Consider the following 23,124-nt stretch of genomic DNA (forward strand, 5'->3'; position numbering starts at 1 on the left):
CGATTTGCCGCCGCCCGGCGGGGCCCTGCACCCGCTTCCCTCCGTTGGCGTGGTGACCGAGGCGCGTTAGAAGCATACCAGGGCGCAGCGAGGCTCGCCCGCGAGACGGTGTCGGACGTTCTGGTGCATTTGCGAAGATTCGTGGTCGGTCTGCTGGTGTTTGCGGCCCTGCTGGTGGCGGGGTGGCTCACCTATCGGCCTGACCGGGCGCTGCGCGTCGCGACCAGCGCGGTCGCCGAGATGATCTGCGCCAAGACCTACGTCTCCGGCTTCGATCCGCAAACGGTGTTTGCGGAGACCATGGAACGGCCCGGTCTGCGCCGGCTGCGGGCCGTGATGCGCTACCGGGTGGAGCCGGACATGCGTATGGTGGAGGCGTCGCTGCTCGGCCTGCACGCCACCCGGGCCACGTATCATGACGGTCTCGGTTGCGTGACGCTCCAGGGCCAGAAGCCGCCTTACGTGCCTCACACCGACGTCGCTGCGCTGCGTGCCGCGGCGCCCGCTCCCGCGTTGCCCGACTTGGCGGAAGGCGCTGCAGTGGAGCCCAGCGATCCCGCGCTGAAGGCGGCGCTCGATCACGCCTTCGAGGAGCCGGCCAACCCGCCGTTCCGCCGCACCAAGGCGGTCGTCGTCGTCAAGGACGGTCGCCTGATCGCGGAGCGCTATGCGCCGAACATCGGCGTCGATACGCCGCTCCTGGGCTTCTCGATGACCAAGACGGTCACCAATGCGCTGCTGGGCATCCTCACCCGGCAGGGCAGACTGAGCCCGTCGGTCCCGGCGCCGGTCGCGGAATGGCGCGAAGCCGGAGATCCGCGCCACGACATCACCATCGAGCAGTTGATGCGCATGACATCAGGTCTGGCGCTGGACGAGACCAATTCCGGCTTCGACCCGTCGAGCCAGATGGACATCCACCGCGACATGGCGGCGTTCGCGGTGCATGCGCCGCTGATCGCGCCGCCCGGCCAGCGCTGGGCCTATTCGAGCGCGAGCACCCAGATCCTGGCACGCATCATCCGCGATGCCGCCGGCGGTCCCGAGCAGGCGATCGAACTCGCGTGGCGCGAGCTGTTCCATCCGCTCGGCATGCGCAGCGCGACGCTGCAGTTCGACGGCACCGGCACGCTGCAAGGTTACGGCAACATGCTGGCGAGCGCGCGCGACTGGGCGAAGCTGGGGCTGCTCTATCTCGGTGACGGCGTCGCCGGGGACAAGCGCATCCTGCCCGAGGGCTGGGTGGCGATGTCGGCGGCCGCGACGCTGGACACCGACTATGGCGCGGGACTGTGGACGAACCGCAGCCAGCATTTTCACGCGCTGGGACGGGCGCGCGCCGGCATCCCGGCGGACGCGTTCTTCGCCTTCGGCCTGCTCGGCCAGCGGCTCGTGATCATGCCGAGCCAGCGCATGGTGGTGGTCCGGCTCGGCGATTCCGTGGATCCGGACGGCGACATCAAAGGCGTCGCCCGGCTGGTGCGCGAGGTGATTGCGGCGACCGCGGCGCCGGCGACGGCCGCCAAATAGCGCTCAGCGGCCGACCTCGTAGGGCCCGCCCTTCTCCAGCGCGATCTTGTAGGCCGGCCGTGCCTCGATGCGGGCGAGGAAATCCATCGCCCGCGGATGGCCCTGCTCCAGGCCGCCGCGCGATGCCGCCGCCTGCAGCGGGAAGCTCATCTGGATGTCGGCCGCGGTGAACGAATCGCCCGCAAACCACTCGCTCTTCTGCAGCTCGCTTTCCCAGAACGCCATGTGCTGCTTCAACTGCGGATTGACCAGCGTGCTCAAGGCCTGGTTCGACACCTTGCGCACGATCGGACGGAGCAGCGCCGGCGCGCGCTTCGGCATGATGTTGAACAGCAGCTTCAGCAGCAGCAGCGGCATCGCCGAGCCCTCAGCGTAGTGCAGCCAGTACGAATAGCGCAGCCGCTCCGGCGTCTTCGGCGGCGGGATCAGCCGTCCCTCGCCATAGGTCTCGATCAGATATTCGACGATCGCGCCGGACTCCGCGACCGTATTGCCGTCGTCGGTGATGACGGGCGACTTGCCGAGCGGATGGATGGCGCGCAGCTCCTTGGGCGCGCGCATGTCCGGCTGGCGCTCGTAGCGAATGATCTCGTAGGGCACGCCGAGCTCCTCGAGCAGCCAGAGCACGCGTTGCGAGCGGGAATTGTTGAGGTGGTGAACGGTCAGCATGGGGTTCCCAGGGACGGATCGAGTGGCGGGCGCCGTTCCGTAGCAGGACAGGATGGGTTCGGCGAGGCGTCCTCGGCACTGGAGGCGGCCACAATAATTATCCGGGTAATATTGACTTTAATTTCACCCGGGTCTTATTAGGCGCATCACAGGGACCAAGCCATGGACACTTTCACCGCGTTTGCCGGCCAGAACCGGGTCGCCGCCGGGCCGCTGCCCAAGGTGGCGCTGGTGCTGAAACACGCCGCGCCGAACACCGAGCCGATCGTGATCTTCAACGACCGCACCGGGCAGCCGATCGACATCGATCTGCGCGGCAGCGACCGGGAGATCCTGGCGCGCCTGCCGGTCGACGCCGGCGCGGTCGCAGACCAGCCGCCGAGCGGGCCGCGCGGCCGCGGCCGGCCGAAGCTCGGGGTCGTGGCCCGCGAGGTCACCTTGCTGCCGCAGCACTGGGACTGGCTGAACGCGCAGCCGGGCGGCGCCTCGGTGGCACTGCGCAAGCTGGTCCACGACGCCCGCCGCGCCAGCGGCGACACCGATCGCGCCCGCGAGGCGCGTGACGCGGCCTATCACTTCATGTCGGGGATCGGCAGCAACCTGCCGCAATTCGAGGAGGCCTCCCGAGCGCTGTTCGCCGGCGATCTCGGCCGCTTCGCCGCGCTGATCGCGGACTGGCCGGCCGACATCCGCGACCATGCGGTGGCGCTCGCAAATCGCCACAGGGCCGATTGAGATCGGCTGATTTCAACAGCCAGCGAGAGCGGCCGTTCGCGGCCGCTCTCATTCCAATTCCTCGCAACGCGACCGTGCTCCGAATGAAGAGCGGTCGACGGAGAACCATGCCGTGTCGCCGCCAACCGCCTCGCTGCGCAAGCCGTTCCTGATGTTCGTCGTTCCGATGATGCTGAGCAACACGCTGCAATCCCTGTTCGGCACCATCAACAATGTCTATCTCGGCCAGATGATCGGCGTCGATGCGCTCGCCGCGGTCTCGGTGTTCTTCCCGGCGATGTTCTTCTTCGTCTCCTTCGTCATGGGCCTCGGCTCGGGCGCCGGCGTTCTGATCGGACAGGCCTGGGGCGCCGGCGAGCCCGCCAAGGTGAAGCAGGTCGCCGGCACGACGCTGACCATTGCGCTGCTGCTCGGCGGCCTGATCGCGGTGCTCGGCGGCCTGTTCAGCCGCGAATTGCTGACCGCGCTCGCCACGCCCGCCAACATCCTCGATGCCGCCGCGGGCTATGCCCGCATCATGATGATCACGATGCCGCTGACCTTCGCCTACATCCTGCTGTCGTCGCAGATGCGCGGCGTCGGCGACACCGTGACGCCGCTGGCCTCGCTCGCCGCATCGACGACGCTCGGACTGGTGCTCACCCCGGTCTTCATCCGCGGCTGGCTCGGCGCGCCCGTCCTCGGCGTCGCCAGCGCCGCCTGGGCGTCGGCGATCTCGACCCTGACCACGCTGGCCTGGCTCCACGTTCATCTGCGCCGGCGCAAGCATCCGCTGGCGATCGATGCGGCCTTCCTGCAGGGCATGCTGCCTGATCCGAAGCTGCTGCGGGCGGTGCTGCGGCTCGGCATCCCCGCCGCGATCGGCATGATCGTGATGTCCTTGGCCGAGATGGTGCTGATCGGCCTCGTCAACGGCTTCGGCTCGGACGCGACGGCGGCCTATGGCGCGGTCAACCAGGTGCTGGGCTATGTGCAGTTTCCGGCGCTGTCGATCGCGATCTCGGTCTCGATCTTCGGCGCCCAGGCGATCGGCCGCGGGCAGGCCGAGCAGATCGGCGACATCGTGCGGACGGGCATCGAGATGAACGTGGTGCTGACCGGCGGCCTGGTCGCGATCGGCTATCTGTTCTCACGGGTGCTGATGGGTTTCTTCATCACCGACCCTGCCGTCATCGAGGTGGCGCAGCATTCGCTGCATATCGTGCTGTGGAGCTCCGTGCTGTTCGGCATGTCCATCACGTTCTCGTCGGCGATGCGCGCCTCCGGGACGGTGTGGATGCCGCTGGCGATCTCGGCGTTTGCGATCGCCGCGATCGAGGTGCCCGCCGCCACCTGGCTCAGCCGCAGCATCGGGCTCGACGGCGTCTGGCTCGCCTATCCCATCACGTTCGCCGCGATGATGCTGCTGCAGATGAGCTATTATCTCCTGGTATGGCGCAAGCGGACGGTGCGCCGGATGATCTGACGCACCACCGGCGTCTTCCGGCCGCTGGAATATGATGACCGTCATAAAACCCTGGACGGGGCTGCTGCGCTGGACCACAATGCGAAAAACCGAGGAGACCGCCCATGAGCCGTCCAGCGCCAGAATTCATGTTCGACTTCGGCAGTCCCAACGCCTATCTGAGCCACGAGGCGATCCCGGCGATCGTGAAGCGGATCGGCGTCCAGTTCTACTATGTCCCGGTGCTGCTCGGCGGCATCTTCAAGGCGACCAACAACAAGTCGCCCGCCGAGTCGCTCGCCGGCATCAAGAACAAGCGTGAGTTCCACGAGGTCGAGACGCAGCGCTTCCTCAAGCGCTACCACGTGCAGCCCTGGGTCTGGAATCCGTACTTCCCGGTGAATACGCTGAACTTGATGCGCGCGGCCATCGCCGCCCAGCTCGAGGGCGTGTTCGAGGCCTATGTCGACGCGGCGTTCCACCACATGTGGCGCGAGCCGAAGAAGATGGACGATCCCGAGATCGCGATCGCCGCGATCACATCGTCCGGGCTCGACGGGGCCAGGCTGTTCGCCCGCGCCCAGGAGCCCGAGGTCAAGGCGAAGCTCGTGGAGAACACCCAGCGCGCCGTCGAGCGCGGCGCATTCGGTTCGCCGACCTTTTTCGTCGGCAACGAGATGTTCTTCGGCAAGGAACAGCTGCGCGACGTCGAGGACTACATCCTAGGCAGGTAATCGCCGTCATCGCGAGCGAAGCGATCCAGAGCCACGACGAAGGACTGGATGGCTTCGTCGCTTCGCTCCTCGCAATGACGCCTCGGGAGAACGGAGACCAAGCATGCAGCAGCGCAACGCCACCGTCGCGGTCGTCGGGGCCGGCGACTACATCGGCGCCGAGATCGTCAAGAAGTTCGCGTCCGAAGGCTTCACGGTGTTCGCCGGCCGCCGCAATGGCGACAAGCTCGCGCCGCTGGTCGCGGAGGTCGAGAGCGCCGGCGGGCGGATCGTGGCGCGCTCGCTCGATGCCCGCAAGGAGGACGAGACCACCGCCTTCCTCAACGACGCCGACAAGCATGCGCCGCTGGAGGTCGTGATCTTCAATGTCGGCGCCAACGTCAATTTCCCGATCCTGGAGACCACCGACCGCGTGTTCCGCAAGGTCTGGGAGATGGCGTGCTGGGCCGGCTTCGTCACCGGCCGCGAGGCCGCCCGGCTGATGCTGCCGCGCGGCGGCGGCAAGATCTTCTTCACCGGCGCGACCGCGTCGCTGCGCGGCGGCGCCGGCTTCGCGGCCTTCGCCTCCGCCAAGTTCGGCCTGCGCGCGGTGGCGCAGGCGATGGCGCGCGAACTGATGCCGCAGAACATCCATGTCGCTCATCTGATCATCGATTCCGGCGTCGACACCGCCTGGGTGCGCGAGCGCCGCGCCCAGCTCTGGGGCGAGGAGGCGCTGGACAATCCGGACCTGCTGATGCCGCCGTCCTCGGTTGCCGGCGCCTATTGGCAGCTCTACCAGCAGCCGAAGAGCGCCTGGACCTTCGAAATGGAGATCCGGCCGTTTGGCGAGAAGTGGTAGGGGCGATAGGGAGTGGCGAGTAGCGAATGGTGGCCATCCCTATTCGCCACTCGTCATTCGCCACGCGCTTCGTCATGATGCAGCCTTGCTAACGGAGAGACCCCCATGCGTATCCTCGTCGTCGGCGCCGGCGCCATCGGCGGCTATTTCGGCGGCCGGCTGCTGCAGTCCGGAGCCGATGTCACGTTCCTGGTCCGCCCGCGGCGCGCGGCTGAACTCGCCAGCGCCGGCCTCGTGATCCGCAGTCCGACCGGTGACGTCACGTTGCCCAATCCGCGGACGGTGCAGGCGGATGGTTTGAAGCAGCACTTCGACGTCGTCCTGCTGAGCTGCAAGGCCTTCGATCTCGACGACGCGATCGGCTCGTTTGCACCGGCGGTGGGACCTGACACCGCGATCATTCCGATGCTCAACGGCATGAAGCACCTCGACGTGCTCGACGCCAGGTTCGGGCGCGCGCGCGTGCTCGGCGGGCTCTGCGCCATCGCCGCGACATTGAACGAGCAGCGCGAGGTGGTGCAGCTGCAGCCGATGCAGTCGCTGAGCTTCGGCGAGCGCGACGGCGGATCGTCGGAGCGCGTCCGCGCGATCTTCGAGATCTTCCAGCGCGGCAATTTCAATGCGTCGGCCAGCGAGAACATCATGCAGGACATGTGGGAGAAGTGGGTGTTCCTGTCCTCGCTCGCCGCGTCGACCACCTTGATGCGCGGGCCGGTCGGCGTGATCCTGACCGCGCCGGGCGGCAAGGATTTCCTGCTCGGCATGCTCGACGAATGCAGCGCCACCGCTGCGGCCGCCGGCTACCCTCCGGCTGGCGCCTTCTTCCAGCGTGTCTCCGGCATGCTCACGGCGGAGGGATCACCGATGACCGCCTCGATGTTCCGCGATCTCCGCGCCGGCCTGCCGGTCGAGGCCGATCACGTCATCGGCGATCTCGTCGCCCGCGCCGATGCCGCCAAGGTCCCGGTGCCACGGCTGCGCATCGCCTATACCCAGCTCAAGGTCTATGAGGCACAGCGGGACAAGTAACTCTTGGTGTCGCCTCGGTGTTCGCCGAACCGTTGGTCAGGCACGACGGCGCCACAGACTCCGATGTCGTCCCGGCCTCGCGCCGGGACCCATAGCCACCGCCCGTAGTGAAGCAGGTCACTCTCACCGACGTCCCTCGATAGCCTCCGCGGTATGGGTCCCGGCGCGAGGCCGGGACGACAGTTGTGATCTGGGCGGCGTCCCAGCTACAGATGCGCCAGATAATGCGCGAGCGCCGTGATCTCCTCGTCGCTCAGCGGATAGGCAACATCCGTCATCGCCGCCTGGCTGCCGCCGACGCGCTGGCCGCTCTTATAGTCGTGCAGCGCCTTGACGAGATATTCCTCGCGCTGGCCGGCGAGCCGCGCCACGCCCTTGGTGCCGGCATAGCTGTCGAGATGGCACGAGGCGCAGCGGCGGCCGGCGGCGGCTTGCGCGCCTTTGGCCGACAGATCCGGATCATTGTCGGGCGGCGCCTTGGCCGGCTGCAGCGAGGCGAAATAGGCGCCGAGATTGCGGATATCCTCGTTGGTGAGCTGATCGACGATCGGCTTCATCGCCTCGTTCTTGCGTGTGCCGGCGCGGAAGAACACGAGCTGCCACTGGATGAACTGATCCTGCTGGCCGGCGAGCGAAGGAATGTTCTCGGTCTGCGAGATGCCGTTCTCGCCGTGACAGCCGGCGCAGAGCTCGGCCTTGGCCTTGCCTGCCTCGAGATCGGCCGCGGAGGCCGGACGCGCCGCAAGCACGAGCAAGAGCGTCAGCGCGGCCGCTGCTGCCTGGCACATTCTGGAGGTCCCTGGAGTCATCGCGGGGGTTCTCGCTCCCATCATTGCTATGGCGCGCGGACCGGCCTTCGGTCGATGAGCGGTACCTCGCCCCCGGTCAACGCGCGACTATCAAAATAGTTGGGGCTGCGGCCGCCGTAAGGCAGCGCGCAGCCCCGCTTTCACGACGAGCTCATTTCTTCTCGTAGCTGATGCGATAGATCGCGCCGGCCCAGTCGTCCGCCACCAGGATCGAGCCATCCTTGGCGAGGATGATGTCGTCGGGGCGGCCGAGATAGCCCTGGTCGCCTTCGAGCCAGCCGGAAGCGAACACCTCCTGCTTGGCGTCCTTGCCGTCGGGACCGACGATGACGCGCATGATCCGCGCACCCTGGTACTTGTGCCGGTTCCAGGAGCCGTGCTCGGCGATCAGGATGTTGTTCTTGTACTCCGCCGGGAACTGGTCACCGGTGTAGAACTTCATGCCGAGCGGCGCCACGTGCGCACCGAGGTTCAGCACCGGCGGTGTGAACTCCGAGCACTTGTGGCCCATCGCGAATTTCGGATCCGGCATGTCACCCTGGTGACAATAGGGATAGCCGAAATGCTCGCCGATGCGGGAGATCATGTTGAGCTTGTCGCTCGGCAGATCGTCGCTGACCCAGTCGCGCGCGTTCTCGGTGAACCAGTAGCGGCCGGTGCGCGGATCGACGTCGCCGCCGACGCTGTTGCGGACGCCGAGCGCCCAGATCTCGGCATTGCCGGTGCGTGGATCGACGCGGCGGATCTGCGACACCGATGTCGGCGGAATGCCGATGTTGAAGGGCGGGCCGAACGGAATATAGAACCAGCCCTCCTTGTCGACCGCGATGTATTTCCAGCCATGCGCCGCATAGGACGGCATGTCGTCATAGACGACCTTGCCCTGGCCGAGATTGTCGAGATTGGCCTCGGCATTCTCGTATTTGATCAGCTTGTCGACGGCGATGACGTAGAGATTGCCGTCCTGGAAGGCAAGGCCGGTCGGCATGTTCAAGCCCTTGAGGACCGTCTTGACCTCGCGCTTGCCGCCCTTGTCGCTGATCGCATAGACGTTGCCGAGTCCGAACGAGCCGACGAACAGCGTGCCCTTGTCACCCCACGCCATCTGCCGCGCGGCGAGCACGCCCGACGCCCAGACCTCCATCTTGAAGCCGTCCGGCAGCTTCACTTGCTTGACGATCTTCGCAAGCTCGGCATCGGAGGCGCCGGTCGGCGGGCCCGATGGCGGCGCCAGCCCCTTCTGCGCCTCGGTCTCGTCACCGAGGAACCAGTCGTCCGGCGGATGCGTCCAGAACTCCTTGGTGCCTGATTCGTATTTCTTCAGGCCCTTGCCCTGATCGGATTGCTGCTGCGCGCCGGCGATGCTGGTGCCGGCGAGAAGACTGATTGTTGCAAGCGCAAGAATGCTTCGGTGAAAAGCCGATGTCATCGCTTCACTCCCATGAGGCAGCTCATGTGGCTGCGTCTACTATTCGGAACGTATCTGAAGACGTCCTTTGGCCGACCACACCAGTGGTCCTGCTCGAAAATGGTAGCACATCCTGAGCGGGTGAGAAGCGGATTGCTGCCAGGTTCGCGCGAGGCTCAAGAGATGCCGTTCCACTCATCTCATACTGGATGCGCATGCCCATGCTCACGCCTGCGCCGCATCCGCGATTGTGCGCCACGCGGCACGGGCCTGCCGCCATGCGCTGTATTCATATGCTCCGATCGGCCGGACGATTGGCGTGCGCTTGAACACCCGATAGGATCGGAACAACCGGCTGCGACCGTTCACCGCGCGGCAATGAGATCAAGTCGACAGGATCGATGAATGTCCGAGCGTATCCCTGTGTCCACGCCAAAGGCCGGTGCCGGCGTTCTCGAGCTGCTGCGACGGTTTGCAGCCGATCCGACAGCGGCCACCGCCTATGGTGAAGATTGTTTGAAGAAGACGCAGGCAATCGAACCGCGGCTGAAAGCATTCGAATATCTGCCGCGGGATGTCGCTCCAAAGACCGGCCCGCTCGGTGGAATTCCCGTCGCCATCAAGGACATCATCGCCACCTCGGACATGCCGACCACCAACGGCTCGCAGATCTACCGTGATCACGTGCCGGATGCGGACGCATGGGTGGTCGAGCGACTGCGCAATCTCGGCGCAACCATCTTCGGCAAGACGGTCTCCACCGAATTCGCCTGGCGTCATCCAGGTCCGACCGTCAATCCATGGAACCCCGAGCATACGCCGGGCGGCTCATCGTCCGGATCGGCCGCGGCGGTTGCGGCCGGCCTGGTGCCGCTGGCGCTGGGAACACAGACGCTCGGCTCGGTGATCCGACCGGCGGCGTTCAACGGCGTCGTCGGCTTCAAGCCGAGCTTCGGCGCGATTCCACGCGTCGGCGTGCATCCCCTCAGCCCGTCGCTCGACCATGTCGGCTTCTTCGCCCGCCGCGTCGACGACGTGGCCTTGGCCCTCTCTCTGCTGGCCGGCACCAGCGCCGATGATCGCCACGGCCGGCCGCTGCCGGGCTTCACCGTCGACATCGACCACGGCCCCACGCCGCTCCGCACGCCACAGCTTGCGGTGGTGCGCTTCGCCAAATGGGAGCGCGCCGAGGCCGAGCAGAAGGCGGTGTTCGAATTGGTCGTCGACAAGCTGCGCAGCGCCGGCGCGACGATCGACGAGATCGAACTGAGAGAGCTCGACGCGGTGAACTGGGATGCGATCACCACGATCATGCTCAGCGAGGCGACCACGATCTTCTCCGATCTGATCGCGCGCTATCCCGACCGGGTCAGCGAGGTCATGAAGGGCCACGTCGAGAGCGGGCGAAGCAAGACGGCCATGGAATATCTCGCTGCGAAGGCGGCCCAAGCCCTCAGGCAGAAGACGCTCGCCGCTGAGCTCGACGGCTTCGACGCAGTGCTCACCTTGCCGGCCTTCGGCGAAGCGCCGCGCGGCCTGGATTGGACCGGAGACGCCGAATATTGCGCCCCTTGGACCTTCGTCGGAGCGCCGGCCATCTCCTTGCCGGCCGGGTTCGGCAACAACGGCCTGCCGCTGGGCGTGCAGATCGCCGGCCCCTATCGCAACGACCTCCACGTGCTCCGCGTCGCGAAATGGGCCGAAGCGGTGCTGGCGTTCGATCCCGGCGTGCCGCTCCTGGCGCGCTAATCGCCGCCACGCCCCCCGAGCAAGGATGCCGCCGCGCCACGAGGGCCTCCTCCGACAAGCCCAGTGGCGGGTTTGCGGCCAGCGCTGTAAAACGGTCACATGACAATCACAGACATCGCGAGCAGAACCTATAATCACGGTTGGCGCCTCGATCCGATCGTGCGCAGCCTGCTCGACACCGATTTTTACAAGCTGTTGATGCTGCAGATGATTCGGGAGTTCTACCCGACTCAGCAGGTGACCTTCTCGGTCATCAACCGGACCCGGCGGGTGCGGCTCGGCGACGTCATCGACGAGGGCGAATTGCGCGCCCAGCTCGACCACGCCCGCACCATCCGCTTCGCCAAGAAGGAGCTGATCTGGCTGGCCGGCAACACCTTCTACGGCAAGACCCACATGTTCTCGCCGGAGTTCATCGCCTGGCTCGCCAATTTCCGCCTGCCCGAATACGAGCTGCGCAAGTCCGACGGCCAGTACGAGCTGCATTTCCACGGGCCCTGGACCCACACCACGATGTGGGAAATCCCGGCGCTCGCGATCGTCAACGAGCTGCGCTCGCGCCAGGCCATGAAGGGCCAGGGCCGGTTCGCGCTCGACGTGCTGTTCGCCCGCGCCAAGGCCAAGCTGTGGGCCAAGGTGGAGCGGCTGCGCAAGCTCGAGGGGCTGCGGCTGTCGGATTTCGGCACCCGCCGCCGCCACGGCTTCCTGTGGCAGCGCTGGTGCGTCGAGGCCGTCAAGGAAGGTCTCGGCCCGTCGTTCACCGGCACCTCCAACGTGCTGCTGGCGATGGACAACGACCTCGAGGCTATCGGCACCAACGCCCACGAGCTGCCGATGGTGGCAGCGGCGCTCGCCAAGGACGATGACGAGCTGCGCTTCGCGCCCTATCGCATTCTCGACCAGTGGCGGCAGACCTACGCAGGCAACCTGCTGATCGCGCTGCCCGACGCATTCGGCACCAAGGCCTTCCTGCGCGACGCACCCGACTGGGTCGCCGACTGGACCGGCTTCCGTCCCGACAGCGCGCCACCGATCCAGGCCGGCGAGGAGATCATCGCCTGGTGGAAATCGAAGGGGCGCGATCCCAAGCAGAAGCTGCTCGTGTTCTCCGACGCGATGGACGTCGAATCGATCGAGCAGATCCATCATCGGTTCTCCGACCAGGTGCGGCTGTCGTTCGGCTGGGGCACCAACCTGACCAACGATTTCGTCGGCTGCTCGCCGGACGGCTCGGTCGACCTCGATCCGATCTCGCTGGTCTGCAAGGTGACGTCGGCCGACGGGCACCCCGCCGTGAAGCTGTCCGACAACCCGGAGAAGGCGACCGGCGATCCCGCCGAGATCGCCCGTTATCTCCGCGTGTTCGGCGATGCCGGCCGGGTGCGCACGCCGGTGGTCGTCTAGGCCGCCGACAGCCCACGGCAATTTCTCTTTTTCCTGCCACGATTCTTGTTCCTGCTTTGTTCGAAATGCGGTAAAATCGTCGCACGAGCAGATCGGGTAACAGGAGATCGTTGGCATGCGTCGGGTGATCGGCCGAGTTGGACAGCTGCTGTCTGCAACCATCCTTGTCGTCGGCGCGATCCTGATCTCGACCGAGCCCGCTGCCGCCGACAAGCGGGTGGCGCTGGTGATCGGCAACGCCATCCACGAGCACGCACCGCTGCTGGACGAGCCGGCGGCGGATGCCCGGCTGATCGCCGACAGCCTGTCGCGACTCGGCTTCACCCTGAGCGGCGGTGCCGCGCAGATCGACCTCGACCGACGCGGCTTCGATCGCGCGCTTGCCGAGTTCAAGGGCCGGATCGCGGACGCCGACGTCGCGCTGATCTATTATGCCGGCTATGGGCTCAACCTGGGCGGCGCCGATTATCTCGTCCCGGTCGACGCGGCGCCGGCGACAGCTGCGGATCTCAACACCGAGCTGCGCGACCTGACTGCGATTCTGCGCGAGCTGGGCGGATCGAGCCCCCGGCAGAACGTGATCATTCTCGACGCCTTCCGCTCCAATCCGTTCGCCGGGCGCGGCATTGCCGGTCTTGCCGCCGGCCTCGTCCCAGTCGACGTTTCCGCACGGACCGTGATCTCCTTTGCCGCACAGGCGGGGACGGCGGGACAGCGCGGCCCGGACGGTCACGGCGTGTTCGCCGCCGCCCTTGCAGAGGCGCTGCAGCAGCCAAGCCAACGCCTGATCGAGACCTTCAACCAGACCAACGCGGCGGTGGAGCGAGCCACGGGCGGAGCGCAGCAGCCGCTCGTGATGTTCACGTCGATCGACGGCGGCGCTCAACTGAGCGCCGCTGCGGCGAAGCCGGCGCAGCCCGCTGGCCCCGCCGCCGCGCGGAGCAGCGCTCCCGTTTCGAGCCCGACCGCATCGTCCGACGCGGCAGATGCGCGGACGCCTGGGCTCGCCGTGCTGTATGATGAGGATCTCTCCGACCCCAAGGGTAAGCGCTATTCCGGCTCGGTCACCTGGCGGACGGAGACGGTCAGGAACGCACAATCAGGACGGCCCACGCCGGTGATCCGTGGCGAGATCGACATTCCCGAGCGCAAACTGAAGGTCAGCCTGCAGTTGCGCCGCAACGACGATCCCAGCCTGCCGGCCAGCCATGTCGCCGAGCTCACATTCAGGCCCGCTGCCGATTTCGTCGGTGGTGGCATCAGCAGCGTCCCAGGAATGCTGATGAAGGCGGATGAGAAGTCGCGCGGGACGCCGCTTGCCGGGCTTTCCGTCAAGATCACCGAAGATTCGTTCCTGGTGGGCCTGTCCAACGTCGAGGCCGATCGCGCGCGCAACGAGGAGCTCCTCGCGCGGCGCGAATGGTTCGACATCCCGGTCGTCTATGCGAACCAGCGCCGGGGCATCCTGGCCATCGGCAAAGGTCCGAGTGGAGATCGCGTCTTCGCCGACACGATAGCGAATTGGGAGAAGACCGCAGTGGGAAGCGGTAGCTTACGAAGGTGAATGGACAGGGTGGCAGCCTGGAGCGACAATAGGATCGAATACCCTGGCTGTCCCGACTAAGCGCCCGGAAGCGGGTCTTTCTCATATTGAAGCAGCGGCCTGTGAGAAAAAGGTAATAGACAAGCGTTTTATCGACCTCTAGATGAATCCAATGGATATTCAGCCTCAGATTGATAAAAAATGTCTGCTTCGCCCCCCCCGCGTCCCGATTGGCTTTCTGAAGTCGCATATTCCAACATACTCAACGACAAAGCGACCCCCAAGAGATACCGTCTGGGGGTATTAAAGGCGTTGAGCGCTTGTACGAGTGCCTCGGACGGCAAAGCGGCTTTTGTGGCGTATTTCGCAAAAGTTACACTGGCGCCTAAGCCCCAAAATCTCCGGGGCGACGCGATGCTGGGTCATCTGTATTTTTCCGGAGGTTTTTACAAGCGGGTTGCTGAGGTAGTCGGTTCTGGAGATGAAGGCGATGTCGAAGAGACTTTCAACGTGATAAAGAACGAGGCGCTCCCGCGACGAGAGCGCAAAAAAGCACTTCGAAAGCTTGAACGCGCGATGCACGGACATCCTATAAGGGCGAAATCACCAATCTGGCTTTACCGAGATCCGAACCTTGTGAAAGACCCAACAGCAATACTCGATAGCATCGACGCTTGCCTTCCATGGAGTCTCGCCCTTCCCCGTCCAGAAGGAGAGTTCATTCATTTTGCGTTCCCTCGAACGTCTGTCCAGGACATCTGTCGTACGCCGAACTGTAACGATACCGGATTCGACCAACTTGACATCTGGAACCACGGCGGAAAGACACTCCCCCCGAAGGTTTATCCCAAAAGTTGCGGCGCGCTATCCGGTCTGAAGGAAGTCGTCGCCACCAGCGTCACCTATGAACAGCGAACATTTTCGCTCGGTCGATGCGTCTCCGCGAGTGTAACATAATGGCCGAACTCCTGATCGATCTAATCAAGCAAGATGCGGCCGATTTGGCCGACAAGTCGGGGAAGACTGAGCTCGATACATGGATAGAGTCACACTTGGCAGATGGGCCCAGTGTTGCGCCTCAACTTCTTGCGGCAGTCCGTCAGCTCGACGGAGACGAATGGAAGCAGTGGCGAGCATTTCGCCAAATCGTACGCAGACTCAAGATAGCCGAGCCTTCTATTTCCAACGAATTAGCAGTTCTAACCGAGAACGGTTTGCCGAAGGATGCACGGGCGCGATTTTACGCCTATCTCTCTAGGAAAGATCTGGGCGCGCCGCCCCCAATGGCTGAGCTTCTCGAAGATAATGAGCTACGTACAACACGCCCTGCCGACTGGCTATCGTTGGCGTATGACGAAGCTACAGGACCAAGTCTTCATTCTTACTACATGCAGGCAGCCAGCGGCCTCAAGGCGAAAGACTTTTCTTTCTCGCTTGATAAACTAAGGGCTAAGTACGCAGGAAGCTTCCTGGATAATCTAACGGCTCTGTGCTTGATTATGCCATTCAAAGAGGCCGACGAATTAGCCAAGATGATCGACGAAGATTATCGGTGTGACCTTCACTCTCTCGTGCTATCGGCGCACTCGGCGCTGCGGCCGACGAATGTGACGACGCGAGCCGCTGATCCGTCGTTCAAAGTGGTCGCTATTTTCCCGACGCTGAACGATGGAATGAAGCAACGGCTTGGACAAAGATAATGGCCGTCGACTATGAAGATGCTGAGGCGTTTCTCTATGACCTCCCCTTCGGAACAGCGGGGCGCCTCTTCTACGAAAAGTTTTATGAGGTCGCAGGACTTTTCTTAAACAGTGATCCCGCTCGGTGGGATCATCTGGCGGAACCAGTGAACAAACTATACAATGACAGCTTCATCGGAATGTGGAACCGCTGGGATCCGCATCTAAGCGAGGGAATAACAGCGAACCTTCGAAAGTATTCAGATCAGCCGAACTCCGATCCAACTCGCGTCTTTTTAATATTAAAACACATATTCAAAAGCGTCCTAACCGAGCAAGCTCGACGCACCCTGAACATTCGCAATCCATCACAACAACCAAGGCACTTACTACCTTCTCCACTTTATTTCCTACGAATGTACTTGACGTCACCGGAATTCCCCGCGAGCGACGCTTATGCTCACGCAGTAGTTCGCGCCATTATCTTCGCTGGCGCCGTCAGATATTATCGAAAGCTGAACTCCGACAAGTCTCTACGAGGGCAACTGCTTAAGTCTGCCCCTCACGGTTTCCCGCAACGAGATGACCCGATCGAGATCGTTCGTCATTTTATTGGCTTCGAGGGAATCGTCGATTCAGTTAGATCTATAGATCGGCACTGGAAGATTAGAGACATCAACTATCCGACGAACCCGACCGACTTCATTGTGATGCACATGCTCGCGTCCCGCGGCATGATGCATCTATCGTTCCCAACTTTTCAAAGCGAAATGACCCCTCGAAAGCGGCGCACCGAAAAACAAGAGCTACGAAGCTCATTTCTTGGTCGCGGCTCTCTATTAGGTGAAGACGGAATATACGAGTTCGTAATAGCCAATAACGTTGAGGCACTTCCTCCAGCCTCTGAACTAGTCAATGAAATTGACGGACTTCCGATAGCCATTCCCAATGCCGACATCGTCTTTGCCCGAGGATTACGATTTACGGCTTCGGAAGGGACCATCATGCGAATCACCGGGCCTTCGGGAAGCGGAAAGACGTCGCTCGCCCTCGGCTTCGCTACCGCTCTGGCCCCTCTCGGTATCGACACAATATATCTTTCCTGCGAGGAAAACCCGGACGATTTGCAACGTCGCATTAGCACTATCGTTCCGGAATTTATCCGTAGAACACGTACATTCAACAAGGACAACCTTTGGTTCGAGGCCAAGCACCTCAAAGAAGATGCCGATACCGATTTGAACTCCATAAATCAACTGATTGACGATCTCGTTGATCTGCGTCCAAACGGCAGCATTGACGTCTCATCTCGACCACCTGGAATTATTCCGCTCCTTATTGTTTTGGATGGAATACATGAGTTGTTAGAAACCGACAGACGCACAGTCTCCAAAGGACAGGAAACTAGACGTCTTCGTGGGCTTGTCGAAAATTTGCGCCGAGCTGGCGCGCTCGTAATCATCATGTCAGCAGACTACGACGATCCGGCAGTGCAGGATCTAGACTACGTAGTCGACCTGGTCGTCGATCTCTCATTGGAGAAGAACGACGATGTCTCGCAACCTCTTGTTCGAAAGTTCATTCTAAGGAAGACTCGGCGGCAATTTGCACGAATGGGAGCACATCTCCTGAATCTTTCGCCACGCGTCGGCGTAGGCCTTACTCCACAGATCGCCGCGCAACGTGATATGCACCGCGACTATGCCTGGAACAATCGAAACACAGGCCGATGGCTCGATGTTTTCCGAAGTTCGAGCAAACGAGAAACTTTCGCGCTCAAGCTGTACGATCATTCCCAAATCTTGATCACGGGAAAAGGAAGCAGCGGGAAGGCCTCCCTCGCACTGCGGCTCGTTGCAGGCGGCATTGTCGACGATTCGAGTCAGCGACAGCAAAAGACCGGTGACCTATTCGAGGCGGGCACAGAACCTCCTTCAGAGTCCGACAGCACTCTATCTCTGCTTAACGCACTAAATATGCCCGACTCTAAACGACGCATACTCGTGGTTTCTTTCTTGTATCAAGATGCATATTATCAGGGACTCCTAAGAAACCTCCGCCGGCGAAAAGTTGCACCCAGTTCGTCGCCCGATTTGATGGTTGACGTAGAGTTCTTCTATCCCGGACACCTGAGGCCAGAAGACTTTCTTCGGAGGATTATCAGCCGCATTGAAGCGAGCTATCTCGATGGACTTGTATACGACGCGATTATCGTCGATGGATTGCACAATGTATTTATGCAATTTCCACGACTTCAAGAAAGTACTGTTCTTTGGCCGATTCTTTATGAGATGCTTAGACGGTATACCATGACCGTTATTACTACTCATACCCACATCGATATGCCAGGCAGCTCCTATAGTGAGCACATGGCTTTGGATCTAACAGTTGCAAGAGAGCGAGCAGGCCCGGTCCTACAGGCACTGGTGAATGCGGCAGACTTCTATTTTGATGTATCGGCCAGCGGGGATGATAGAAATGAGTTCCGGATCGAAACAGTAAACGCTTCGGAGCAGACTATTCCGCCCCACATGGTTTGGGATAGATCATCTCTAACAATTAGTACCAAAATCTAGAATTGACGCCCCTCGTTAACAAGTTTGCCTCATCGATAAACTTCGTTTGATCTTTCTGACGAGTGGAGCACGGTCTTTCAGCTCGTGTTGCCAGATGCGCAGGACCCGCCAGCCTCTCAACCGCAGATGACTGTTTACAGCGAGATCCCGCGCAAGATTTCGTTCAAGTTTTTTGGCCCAAAAACTACGATTCGTTTTAGGAAGACGGGAGTGAAGGGCGCACCCATGCCAGAAGCATCCATCAACAAATACGGCTATTCTGCAACTCGCAAAAACGAAATCTGGTTTGCCGAAAAGGCGGGAATTCCTCCTCCAACCTACTATGTGGCTCTCACGAAACAGCTCGATGAGCTTAACCTCGGTCGCCAGGTTTCCTTTACTTTTGATTCTTGACATTATCTCCGAGCGTCGGGCCGGTGCGAATATATCCACTTTCTCGCCCTCAGTCTGCCAGCTGTAGCGCAGATCGAATCAAGATCGCATGTCTCCTGATGAATTCGGGAGGCAATGCATTTCCTATCATCTTAGCGATGGCAATTTTCCCCAGCCGGGGATCAAACTTGTAAGTAGCAGGAAAACCCTGCAGAAGAGCGGCTTCTCTCATGGTGATCGCACGATCTTCTTCCGGATGAAGAAACCGGCCCTTCGAGGGATTGAAGCAACCGGTAGTAATGGTCGGCGCGACCTGATCCCACGCCATACGACCATAGATATCGCTGAAGCCGGTGGTCTTACGGTGACAATCTAGTTGTCTCTTGGCCGGTAGATCACGTCGACTTCCGCCATCCTTGGGAATATCTCGAATCAACTCGTTGATTCGGGTAGACCGAGGAAATTCCGGCATATCGTGCAGTGGATCTGCGCCGCTCCCCGCTGATGGAATTGTTCCTATCGCGTCCCGCACTGTGAGAAACTCAGCCTCCTCGGGCGCAAAAACAATTGCGGAGTCTATGCTAGCCAGCAAGATCAATCTCTTACGGCGCTGAGGAACGCCGTAGCGCGAAGCATCCTTCACTGCGTACTCCACGCGATATCCGATTCGTTTCAGATCTCGGCATAGTTGTCTGAACGGCTCACGCGAGGCGAGATTCGGAACATTTTCCATCATTATGAATTTTGGTCGTAAGACCCGGGCAAACCGCACCATTTGGCTTACGAGTCCATTACGCAGATCTCGGTTTCGTTGTGCTCCGTTCCGTGTTCGAAGGGACGAGAAGCCTTGGCAGGGCGGGCACCCGGCCAGGAGATCCAATTCTCCTACCTTTAACTTTAGGATTTTGCGCATTTGGGCTGGCGAGACGCTTTCAATGTCGGCTTGCCACAGGCGCGAGTTACGGTGATTTTGCCTATAGGTATGAGCAGCAACCGCATCGGCCTCTATAGCCCCGATAACCGAGAAGCCAGCTTGTCGTAGCCCAAGCGTAAGGCCGCCGCAGCCACTGAATAGATCAATCGCCTTTGGCTTTTTCGACAGCCCTTCCGTCCTCCTCCTCGAAGAAAGAACCATCGGCAGCGAGATCCGGGACGACGTCGTCCTAAAGTAGGACCATTGAAATTAACCAAGGACCGGATCTTACACTTAGACCCGCTGGTTGCAAATCTGTGGAACGATGGCGCTCGAACTAGCGGCGGAAATTTTGCCCCTGCCGATAACCGACATCTGTCGGACACGGTTCATGCGACATTTTGGAGCGGGCGAAGGGGTTCGAACCCTCGACCCCGACCTTGGCAAGGTCGTGCTCTACCACTGAGCTACACCCGCATCCGTGACGCCTTGGCAGCGTGGCCGCCAGCGACGGGCAGAGCTATGCCAAATGCCGCGGACGAATGCAACAGGTCTGCGACAGGTTTCGTACGCCGGCGACGTTCAAATTTTAGCGGCCGGGAGGCCGAACCGGGCCGAAACCTGCCCATCACCGGACCGCGATGGGCGCTGATTGAAATTTCCGGCTGGACCGCCACTTAAAAGGAAAGAAAACGTGTATTGAGGCGCGGCGGCGGCCGGTTCCCGGTCGCCGTCCATCGGAATTTTTCGGACGAGGGACCCCGTGACCATTGTTGAGCAGGGCGGCGGACCGGCGCCGCAGGTGCCGGATCTGATCAAGGACACCACGACGCAGAGCTTCGTGAAGGACGTCATCGAGGAATCGAAGCGGCAGCCGGTCCTCATCGACTTCTGGGCGCCGTGGTGCGGACCGTGCAAGCAGCTGACGCCCATCCTGGAAAAGGCCGTCAAGGCCGCCAAGGGCAAGGTCAAGCTGGTCAAGATGAACATCGACGAGCATCCGGCCATCCCTGGCCAGATGGGCATCCAGTCGATTCCGGCCGTGATCGCGTTCGTCGGCGGACGGCCCGCCGATGGCTTCATGGGTGCCGTGCCCGAGAGCCAGGTCGCCGCCTTCATCGAAAAGATCACCAAGGGCGTTCCCGGCGCCGGCGAGCCCGACATCGCCGAAATCCTCAAGGAAGCCGAAGCCGTGCTGGCCGAGGGCGATGCGGCCGGCGCGGCCGAGATCTATGCCGAGGTGCTCGCGGTCGATGCCGCCAACATCCCGGCGATCGCCGGGCTTGCGAAGTGCCAGGTCGAGCTCGGCGCGATCGACGAGGCCAAGCAGACGCTTGCGATGGTCCCGGACTCCAAGCGCAGCGATTCGGCGGTCTCCGCCGTGCAGGCCGCGATCGATCTGGCCGAGCAGGCCCAGTCGCTCGGACCGGTCGGCGAGCTCGAACAGAAGGTCGCCGCCAATCCGCTCGACCACCAGGCGCGTTTCGACCTGGCGACCGCGCTGAACGCCGCGGGCAAGCGGAAGGAAGCCACCGACCAGCTGCTCGAGATCGTGAAGCGTGACCGCAAATGGAACGAGGACGGCGCGCGCAAGCAGCTCGTGCAGTTCTTCGAAGCCTGGGGCGGCGCCGACGAGGCCACCATCGAGGGCCGCAAGCGGCTGTCGACGATCCTGTTTTCGTAACCCGGCTGGGCGGGACGCGCGCTCGTTCCAGCGGACACGAGGTATCGCATGCCGATCAATGCCGAATATCGCGGTCCCGCCGAGCTGCCGGAGATCGTTCCGGTTTTTCCGTTGGCGGGAGCCTTGCTGCTGCCGCGCGGCCAAATGCCGCTCAACATCTTCGAGCCGCGTTATCTCGCGATGGTCGACGATGCGCTTCGTGACGGCCATCGGCTCATCGGCATGATCCAGCCCGACGTCACGCATTCCTCCAGCGAGGAGCGCCCGGTGCTGTTCAAGGTCGGCTGCGTCGGCCGGATCACGCAGCTCGCCGAGTCCGGCGATGGCCGCTACATCCTCGAGCTCACCGGCGTGTCCCGCTTCAAGGTGGTCGAGGAAATGACGGTGCTCACGCCCTATCGGCAGTGCAAGGTCGATTATTTCCCGTTCGTCGATGATTTCACGGCACGCAAGGGTGAAGACGCGGTGGACCGCGAAGCGCTGCTCGCGGTTCTCACCGACTTCCTCAAGGCGAACAATCTCAAGGTCGACTGGGCCGGCATCGAAGCGGCGCCGAACGAAGCGCTCGTGAACGCGCTGGCGATGATGTCGCCCTATGGTCCGGCGGAGAAGCAGGCGATGCTCGAGGCGCCGGACCTGAAGACCCGCGCCGAAATCCTCATCGCCGTGACCGAGATGGATCTCGCCAAGAAGCGGACCTCGGGCGATCCGCCGCTGCAATGATCACTCGGCGGGAGCCGCGCGCGGCGCTGGCGGGGCCGCCGTCAGGCGCATCAGTGTGATGGTGGCGACGATCACCCCGATGTAGACTGCGAGCTGCATCGCGGTAGGCTGATCTGTATAGCCGATCAGAGCCTTGAGCGTCCGCCCGGCAACGCCACGCTCGGGCAGAACCGCGCTCGAATCCCACACCACCTGGTCGAACGTCGTCAGCCAGTTGGCGCGGGCGAGAAAGAACACCGCCTGCGCGGCCATTCCCGCCGACAACAGGGTGATCAGCACGGTGGTGGTCTTGAACAGCGCGCGCGGCGGGATGCGCATCAGGCCGAAATAGGTCGCGAGACAGACGGCAACGCCGAGCAGCAAGCCAAGGACGCCGCCACCGAGTAGCGCCCGCCCGCCGCCGTCGCCGGAGGCCGCCACCCCATAGAGAAACAGCGCGACCTCGCTGCCCTCGCGCAACACGGCGATGGCGATCACGGTCGCCAGCGCGACCAGCGGCTTGGCGCCTTCGGCCACCGCCTGGCCCATCGTCCGCAGCTCGTTGCTCATCTCGCGGCCGTGCCGGGCCATCCAGACATTGTGCCAGGTCAGCATGATCACGGCAGCCGACAGGATCCCCGCATTGAACAATTCCTGCCCCATGCCTTCAAAGAGCTGGGTCAACGTTCCCGCGAACGCCGCGACGATGCATGCGCCGACCAGGCCGGCAAACAGCCCCGCGCCGATCCAGCGCAGGCGATGCGGGACCGCGCTGGTGACGGCAAGCACGATGCCGACGATCAGGCCGGCTTCGAACACTTCGCGGAAGACGATGATCAGGGCGGCGAGCATGGGATCTGGACCTATTGGACGTTGACGAAGCCGCGGGCCTTTTCGTTGAAGTCGTTGTAGAACTCGTAGCGCCCGGACTTCATGGCGCGGACGTTGAGCACCGCCTCGCTGTTGGCCGCGATCACCTTCTCGACCTTCAGGGTCTCGCTCTCGAACTCGATGGCCTTGCCCTCCATGTTCCTGACGCGGATCGTCAGCGGCGCGTCGGCAGGAACGGTCGGCTCCTTGGGCTCGAATTGACCATTGGCATAGGTGAGGCAGATCTCGTTCGATCCCCCGGCGTGCGCCTGCGCTGCCATCAGCAGCATGCCGACGCTTCCACCTACGACGACCAACTTCCGCACCACGTCGACCAACATCGATCCGTCCCCTCTCCTATCCAGACAAGCAAATCGGAGAACGGTTGCGCGCCCGGATCGATGTCGACGCCGGGCACCCGTTCGCGACGACG

At 62.5% G+C, this 23,124-nt stretch carries 21 protein-coding genes and 1 tRNA gene; 14 read left to right on the plus strand and 8 right to left on the minus strand.

The features are described from left to right. Nucleotides 1-123: 123 nt before the first annotated feature. A complete protein-coding gene (locus tag QW861_RS27730; RefSeq protein ID WP_316193732.1) occupies nucleotides 124-1,530 on the plus strand; it encodes a serine hydrolase in 1,407 nt (468 codons plus the stop codon). A 3-nt stretch (nucleotides 1,531-1,533) separates the two neighbouring features. Here the strand turns inward: QW861_RS27730 and QW861_RS27735 are convergent, their stop codons facing one another. Further along, entirely contained in the window at nucleotides 1,534-2,199 is a 666-nt protein-coding gene (locus QW861_RS27735; RefSeq protein WP_315715866.1) for a glutathione S-transferase, read from the minus strand. 162 nt (nucleotides 2,200-2,361) lie between these two features. On the opposite strand from QW861_RS27735, the gene QW861_RS27740 reads away from it, so the two are divergent. The 5 genes from QW861_RS27740 (at nucleotide 2,362) to panE (ending at nucleotide 6,982) form a co-directional block, all read left to right on the plus strand. Further along, complete coding sequence (locus QW861_RS27740) at nucleotides 2,362-2,934, plus strand: DUF2239 family protein (protein WP_316193733.1); 573 nt, start codon at nucleotides 2,362-2,364, stop codon at nucleotides 2,932-2,934. 151 nt (nucleotides 2,935-3,085) lie between these two features. Beyond that, the gene (locus QW861_RS27745) at nucleotides 3,086-4,399 is read left to right on the plus strand and encodes an MATE family efflux transporter (RefSeq protein WP_315716177.1); all 1,314 of its coding nucleotides are present in this window, start codon (nucleotides 3,086-3,088) and stop codon (nucleotides 4,397-4,399) included. 104 nt (nucleotides 4,400-4,503) lie between these two features. Further along, nucleotides 4,504-5,112, plus strand: coding sequence for a 2-hydroxychromene-2-carboxylate isomerase (locus QW861_RS27750; protein WP_315715864.1), 609 nt, complete (start codon nucleotides 4,504-4,506; stop codon nucleotides 5,110-5,112). A gap of 103 nt (nucleotides 5,113-5,215) precedes the next feature. Next, on the plus strand, nucleotides 5,216-5,953 hold the full coding sequence (locus tag QW861_RS27755) for an SDR family NAD(P)-dependent oxidoreductase (RefSeq protein ID WP_315750583.1): 738 nt from the start codon (nucleotides 5,216-5,218) through the stop codon (nucleotides 5,951-5,953). Nucleotides 5,954-6,058: 105 nt separating this feature from the next. Next, entirely contained in the window at nucleotides 6,059-6,982 is a 924-nt protein-coding gene (gene panE / locus QW861_RS27760) for a 2-dehydropantoate 2-reductase (RefSeq protein ID WP_315715862.1), read from the plus strand. A 206-nt stretch (nucleotides 6,983-7,188) separates the two neighbouring features. Here the strand turns inward: panE and QW861_RS27765 are convergent, their stop codons facing one another. Beyond that, on the minus strand, nucleotides 7,189-7,770 hold the full coding sequence (locus QW861_RS27765) for a c-type cytochrome (RefSeq protein ID WP_315715861.1): 582 nt from the start codon (nucleotides 7,768-7,770) through the stop codon (nucleotides 7,189-7,191). A gap of 172 nt (nucleotides 7,771-7,942) precedes the next feature. Continuing rightward, on the minus strand, nucleotides 7,943-9,220 hold the full coding sequence (locus QW861_RS27770; RefSeq protein WP_315750582.1) for a PQQ-dependent sugar dehydrogenase: 1,278 nt from the start codon (nucleotides 9,218-9,220) through the stop codon (nucleotides 7,943-7,945). A gap of 384 nt (nucleotides 9,221-9,604) precedes the next feature. Between QW861_RS27770 and QW861_RS27775 the strand changes: the two genes are divergently transcribed. From QW861_RS27775 to QW861_RS27800, 6 genes are all read left to right on the plus strand, one after another. Beyond that, nucleotides 9,605-10,948, plus strand: coding sequence for an amidase (locus QW861_RS27775; RefSeq protein ID WP_316193734.1), 1,344 nt, complete (start codon nucleotides 9,605-9,607; stop codon nucleotides 10,946-10,948). Nucleotides 10,949-11,047: 99 nt separating this feature from the next. Further along, a complete protein-coding gene (pncB, locus tag QW861_RS27780) occupies nucleotides 11,048-12,352 on the plus strand; it encodes a nicotinate phosphoribosyltransferase (protein WP_315750580.1) in 1,305 nt (434 codons plus the stop codon). Between the two features lie 115 nt (nucleotides 12,353-12,467). After that, entirely contained in the window at nucleotides 12,468-13,916 is a 1,449-nt protein-coding gene (locus QW861_RS27785; RefSeq protein WP_316193735.1) for a caspase domain-containing protein, read from the plus strand. 180 nt (nucleotides 13,917-14,096) lie between these two features. Then, a complete protein-coding gene (locus QW861_RS27790; RefSeq protein ID WP_316193736.1) occupies nucleotides 14,097-14,852 on the plus strand; it encodes a hypothetical protein in 756 nt (251 codons plus the stop codon). Continuing rightward, nucleotides 14,852-15,595, plus strand: a complete 744-nt coding sequence (locus QW861_RS27795; protein ID WP_316193737.1) for a hypothetical protein — start codon at nucleotides 14,852-14,854, stop codon at nucleotides 15,593-15,595. The genes QW861_RS27790 and QW861_RS27795 overlap by 1 nt, the downstream gene beginning before the upstream one ends. Beyond that, nucleotides 15,595-18,150: an RAD55 family ATPase gene (locus tag QW861_RS27800; RefSeq protein ID WP_316193738.1), complete on the plus strand. Its 2,556-nt coding sequence runs from the start codon at nucleotides 15,595-15,597 to the stop codon at nucleotides 18,148-18,150. The genes QW861_RS27795 and QW861_RS27800 overlap by 1 nt, the downstream gene beginning before the upstream one ends. Nucleotides 18,151-18,165: 15 nt before the next feature. On the opposite strand, the gene QW861_RS34065 is transcribed toward QW861_RS27800, so the two are convergent. The 3 genes from QW861_RS34065 to QW861_RS27815 form a co-directional block, all read right to left on the minus strand. Further along, nucleotides 18,166-18,546 (minus strand): very short patch repair endonuclease, encoded by a 381-nt coding sequence (locus QW861_RS34065; RefSeq protein ID WP_410052339.1) that lies wholly within the window; start codon nucleotides 18,544-18,546, stop codon nucleotides 18,166-18,168. Nucleotides 18,547-18,592: 46 nt separating this feature from the next. Next, nucleotides 18,593-19,657, minus strand: a complete 1,065-nt coding sequence (locus QW861_RS27810) for a DNA cytosine methyltransferase (protein WP_316193740.1) — start codon at nucleotides 19,655-19,657, stop codon at nucleotides 18,593-18,595. 180 nt (nucleotides 19,658-19,837) lie between these two features. Then, nucleotides 19,838-19,912, minus strand: a tRNA-Gly gene (locus tag QW861_RS27815). A gap of 286 nt (nucleotides 19,913-20,198) precedes the next feature. On the opposite strand from QW861_RS27815, the gene trxA reads away from it, so the two are divergent. Both trxA and QW861_RS27825 read left to right on the plus strand, forming a co-directional pair. After that, the gene (gene trxA / locus QW861_RS27820; RefSeq protein WP_316193741.1) at nucleotides 20,199-21,119 is read left to right on the plus strand and encodes a thioredoxin; all 921 of its coding nucleotides are present in this window, start codon (nucleotides 20,199-20,201) and stop codon (nucleotides 21,117-21,119) included. Nucleotides 21,120-21,167: 48 nt separating this feature from the next. Beyond that, on the plus strand, nucleotides 21,168-21,842 hold the full coding sequence (locus QW861_RS27825) for an LON peptidase substrate-binding domain-containing protein (protein WP_315715855.1): 675 nt from the start codon (nucleotides 21,168-21,170) through the stop codon (nucleotides 21,840-21,842). On the opposite strand, the gene QW861_RS27830 is transcribed toward QW861_RS27825, so the two are convergent. Beyond that, on the minus strand, nucleotides 21,843-22,673 hold the full coding sequence (locus QW861_RS27830) for an FTR1 family protein (RefSeq protein ID WP_316193742.1): 831 nt from the start codon (nucleotides 22,671-22,673) through the stop codon (nucleotides 21,843-21,845). A gap of 11 nt (nucleotides 22,674-22,684) precedes the next feature. Then, nucleotides 22,685-22,981, minus strand: coding sequence for a cupredoxin domain-containing protein (locus tag QW861_RS27835; RefSeq protein ID WP_316193743.1), 297 nt, complete (start codon nucleotides 22,979-22,981; stop codon nucleotides 22,685-22,687). Between the last annotated feature and the right edge of the window lie 143 nt (nucleotides 22,982-23,124).

The sequence above is a fragment of the Bradyrhizobium sp. SZCCHNRI1029 genome (genome assembly GCF_032487555.1).
Lineage (GTDB): Bacteria > Pseudomonadota > Alphaproteobacteria > Rhizobiales > Xanthobacteraceae > Bradyrhizobium.

Coding starts and splice junctions, on each gene's coding strand:
- QW861_RS27775 (WP_316193734.1), top strand. CDS start 9,605: ATGTCCGAGCGTATCCCTGTGTCCACGCCAAAGGCCGGTGCCGGCGTT.
- QW861_RS34065 (WP_410052339.1), bottom strand. CDS start 18,546: ATGTCAAGAATCAAAAGTAAAGGAAACCTGGCGACCGAGGTTAAGCTC.
- QW861_RS27740 (WP_316193733.1), top strand. CDS start 2,362: ATGGACACTTTCACCGCGTTTGCCGGCCAGAACCGGGTCGCCGCCGGG.
- QW861_RS27765 (WP_315715861.1), bottom strand. CDS start 7,770: ATGTGCCAGGCAGCAGCGGCCGCGCTGACGCTCTTGCTCGTGCTTGCG.
- QW861_RS27825 (WP_315715855.1), top strand. CDS start 21,168: ATGCCGATCAATGCCGAATATCGCGGTCCCGCCGAGCTGCCGGAGATC.
- QW861_RS27755 (WP_315750583.1), top strand. CDS start 5,216: ATGCAGCAGCGCAACGCCACCGTCGCGGTCGTCGGGGCCGGCGACTAC.
- QW861_RS27830 (WP_316193742.1), bottom strand. CDS start 22,673: ATGCTCGCCGCCCTGATCATCGTCTTCCGCGAAGTGTTCGAAGCCGGC.
- QW861_RS27770 (WP_315750582.1), bottom strand. CDS start 9,220: ATGACATCGGCTTTTCACCGAAGCATTCTTGCGCTTGCAACAATCAGT.
- QW861_RS27800 (WP_316193738.1), top strand. CDS start 15,595: ATGGCCGTCGACTATGAAGATGCTGAGGCGTTTCTCTATGACCTCCCC.
- QW861_RS27735 (WP_315715866.1), bottom strand. CDS start 2,199: ATGCTGACCGTTCACCACCTCAACAATTCCCGCTCGCAACGCGTGCTC.
- QW861_RS27795 (WP_316193737.1), top strand. CDS start 14,852: ATGGCCGAACTCCTGATCGATCTAATCAAGCAAGATGCGGCCGATTTG.
- QW861_RS27750 (WP_315715864.1), top strand. CDS start 4,504: ATGAGCCGTCCAGCGCCAGAATTCATGTTCGACTTCGGCAGTCCCAAC.
- QW861_RS27785 (WP_316193735.1), top strand. CDS start 12,468: ATGCGTCGGGTGATCGGCCGAGTTGGACAGCTGCTGTCTGCAACCATC.
- panE (WP_315715862.1), top strand. CDS start 6,059: ATGCGTATCCTCGTCGTCGGCGCCGGCGCCATCGGCGGCTATTTCGGC.
- pncB (WP_315750580.1), top strand. CDS start 11,048: ATGACAATCACAGACATCGCGAGCAGAACCTATAATCACGGTTGGCGC.
- QW861_RS27810 (WP_316193740.1), bottom strand. CDS start 19,657: ATGGTTCTTTCTTCGAGGAGGAGGACGGAAGGGCTGTCGAAAAAGCCA.
- QW861_RS27835 (WP_316193743.1), bottom strand. CDS start 22,981: ATGCTGCTGATGGCAGCGCAGGCGCACGCCGGGGGATCGAACGAGATC.
- QW861_RS27790 (WP_316193736.1), top strand. CDS start 14,097: ATGTCTGCTTCGCCCCCCCCGCGTCCCGATTGGCTTTCTGAAGTCGCA.
- QW861_RS27745 (WP_315716177.1), top strand. CDS start 3,086: ATGTTCGTCGTTCCGATGATGCTGAGCAACACGCTGCAATCCCTGTTC.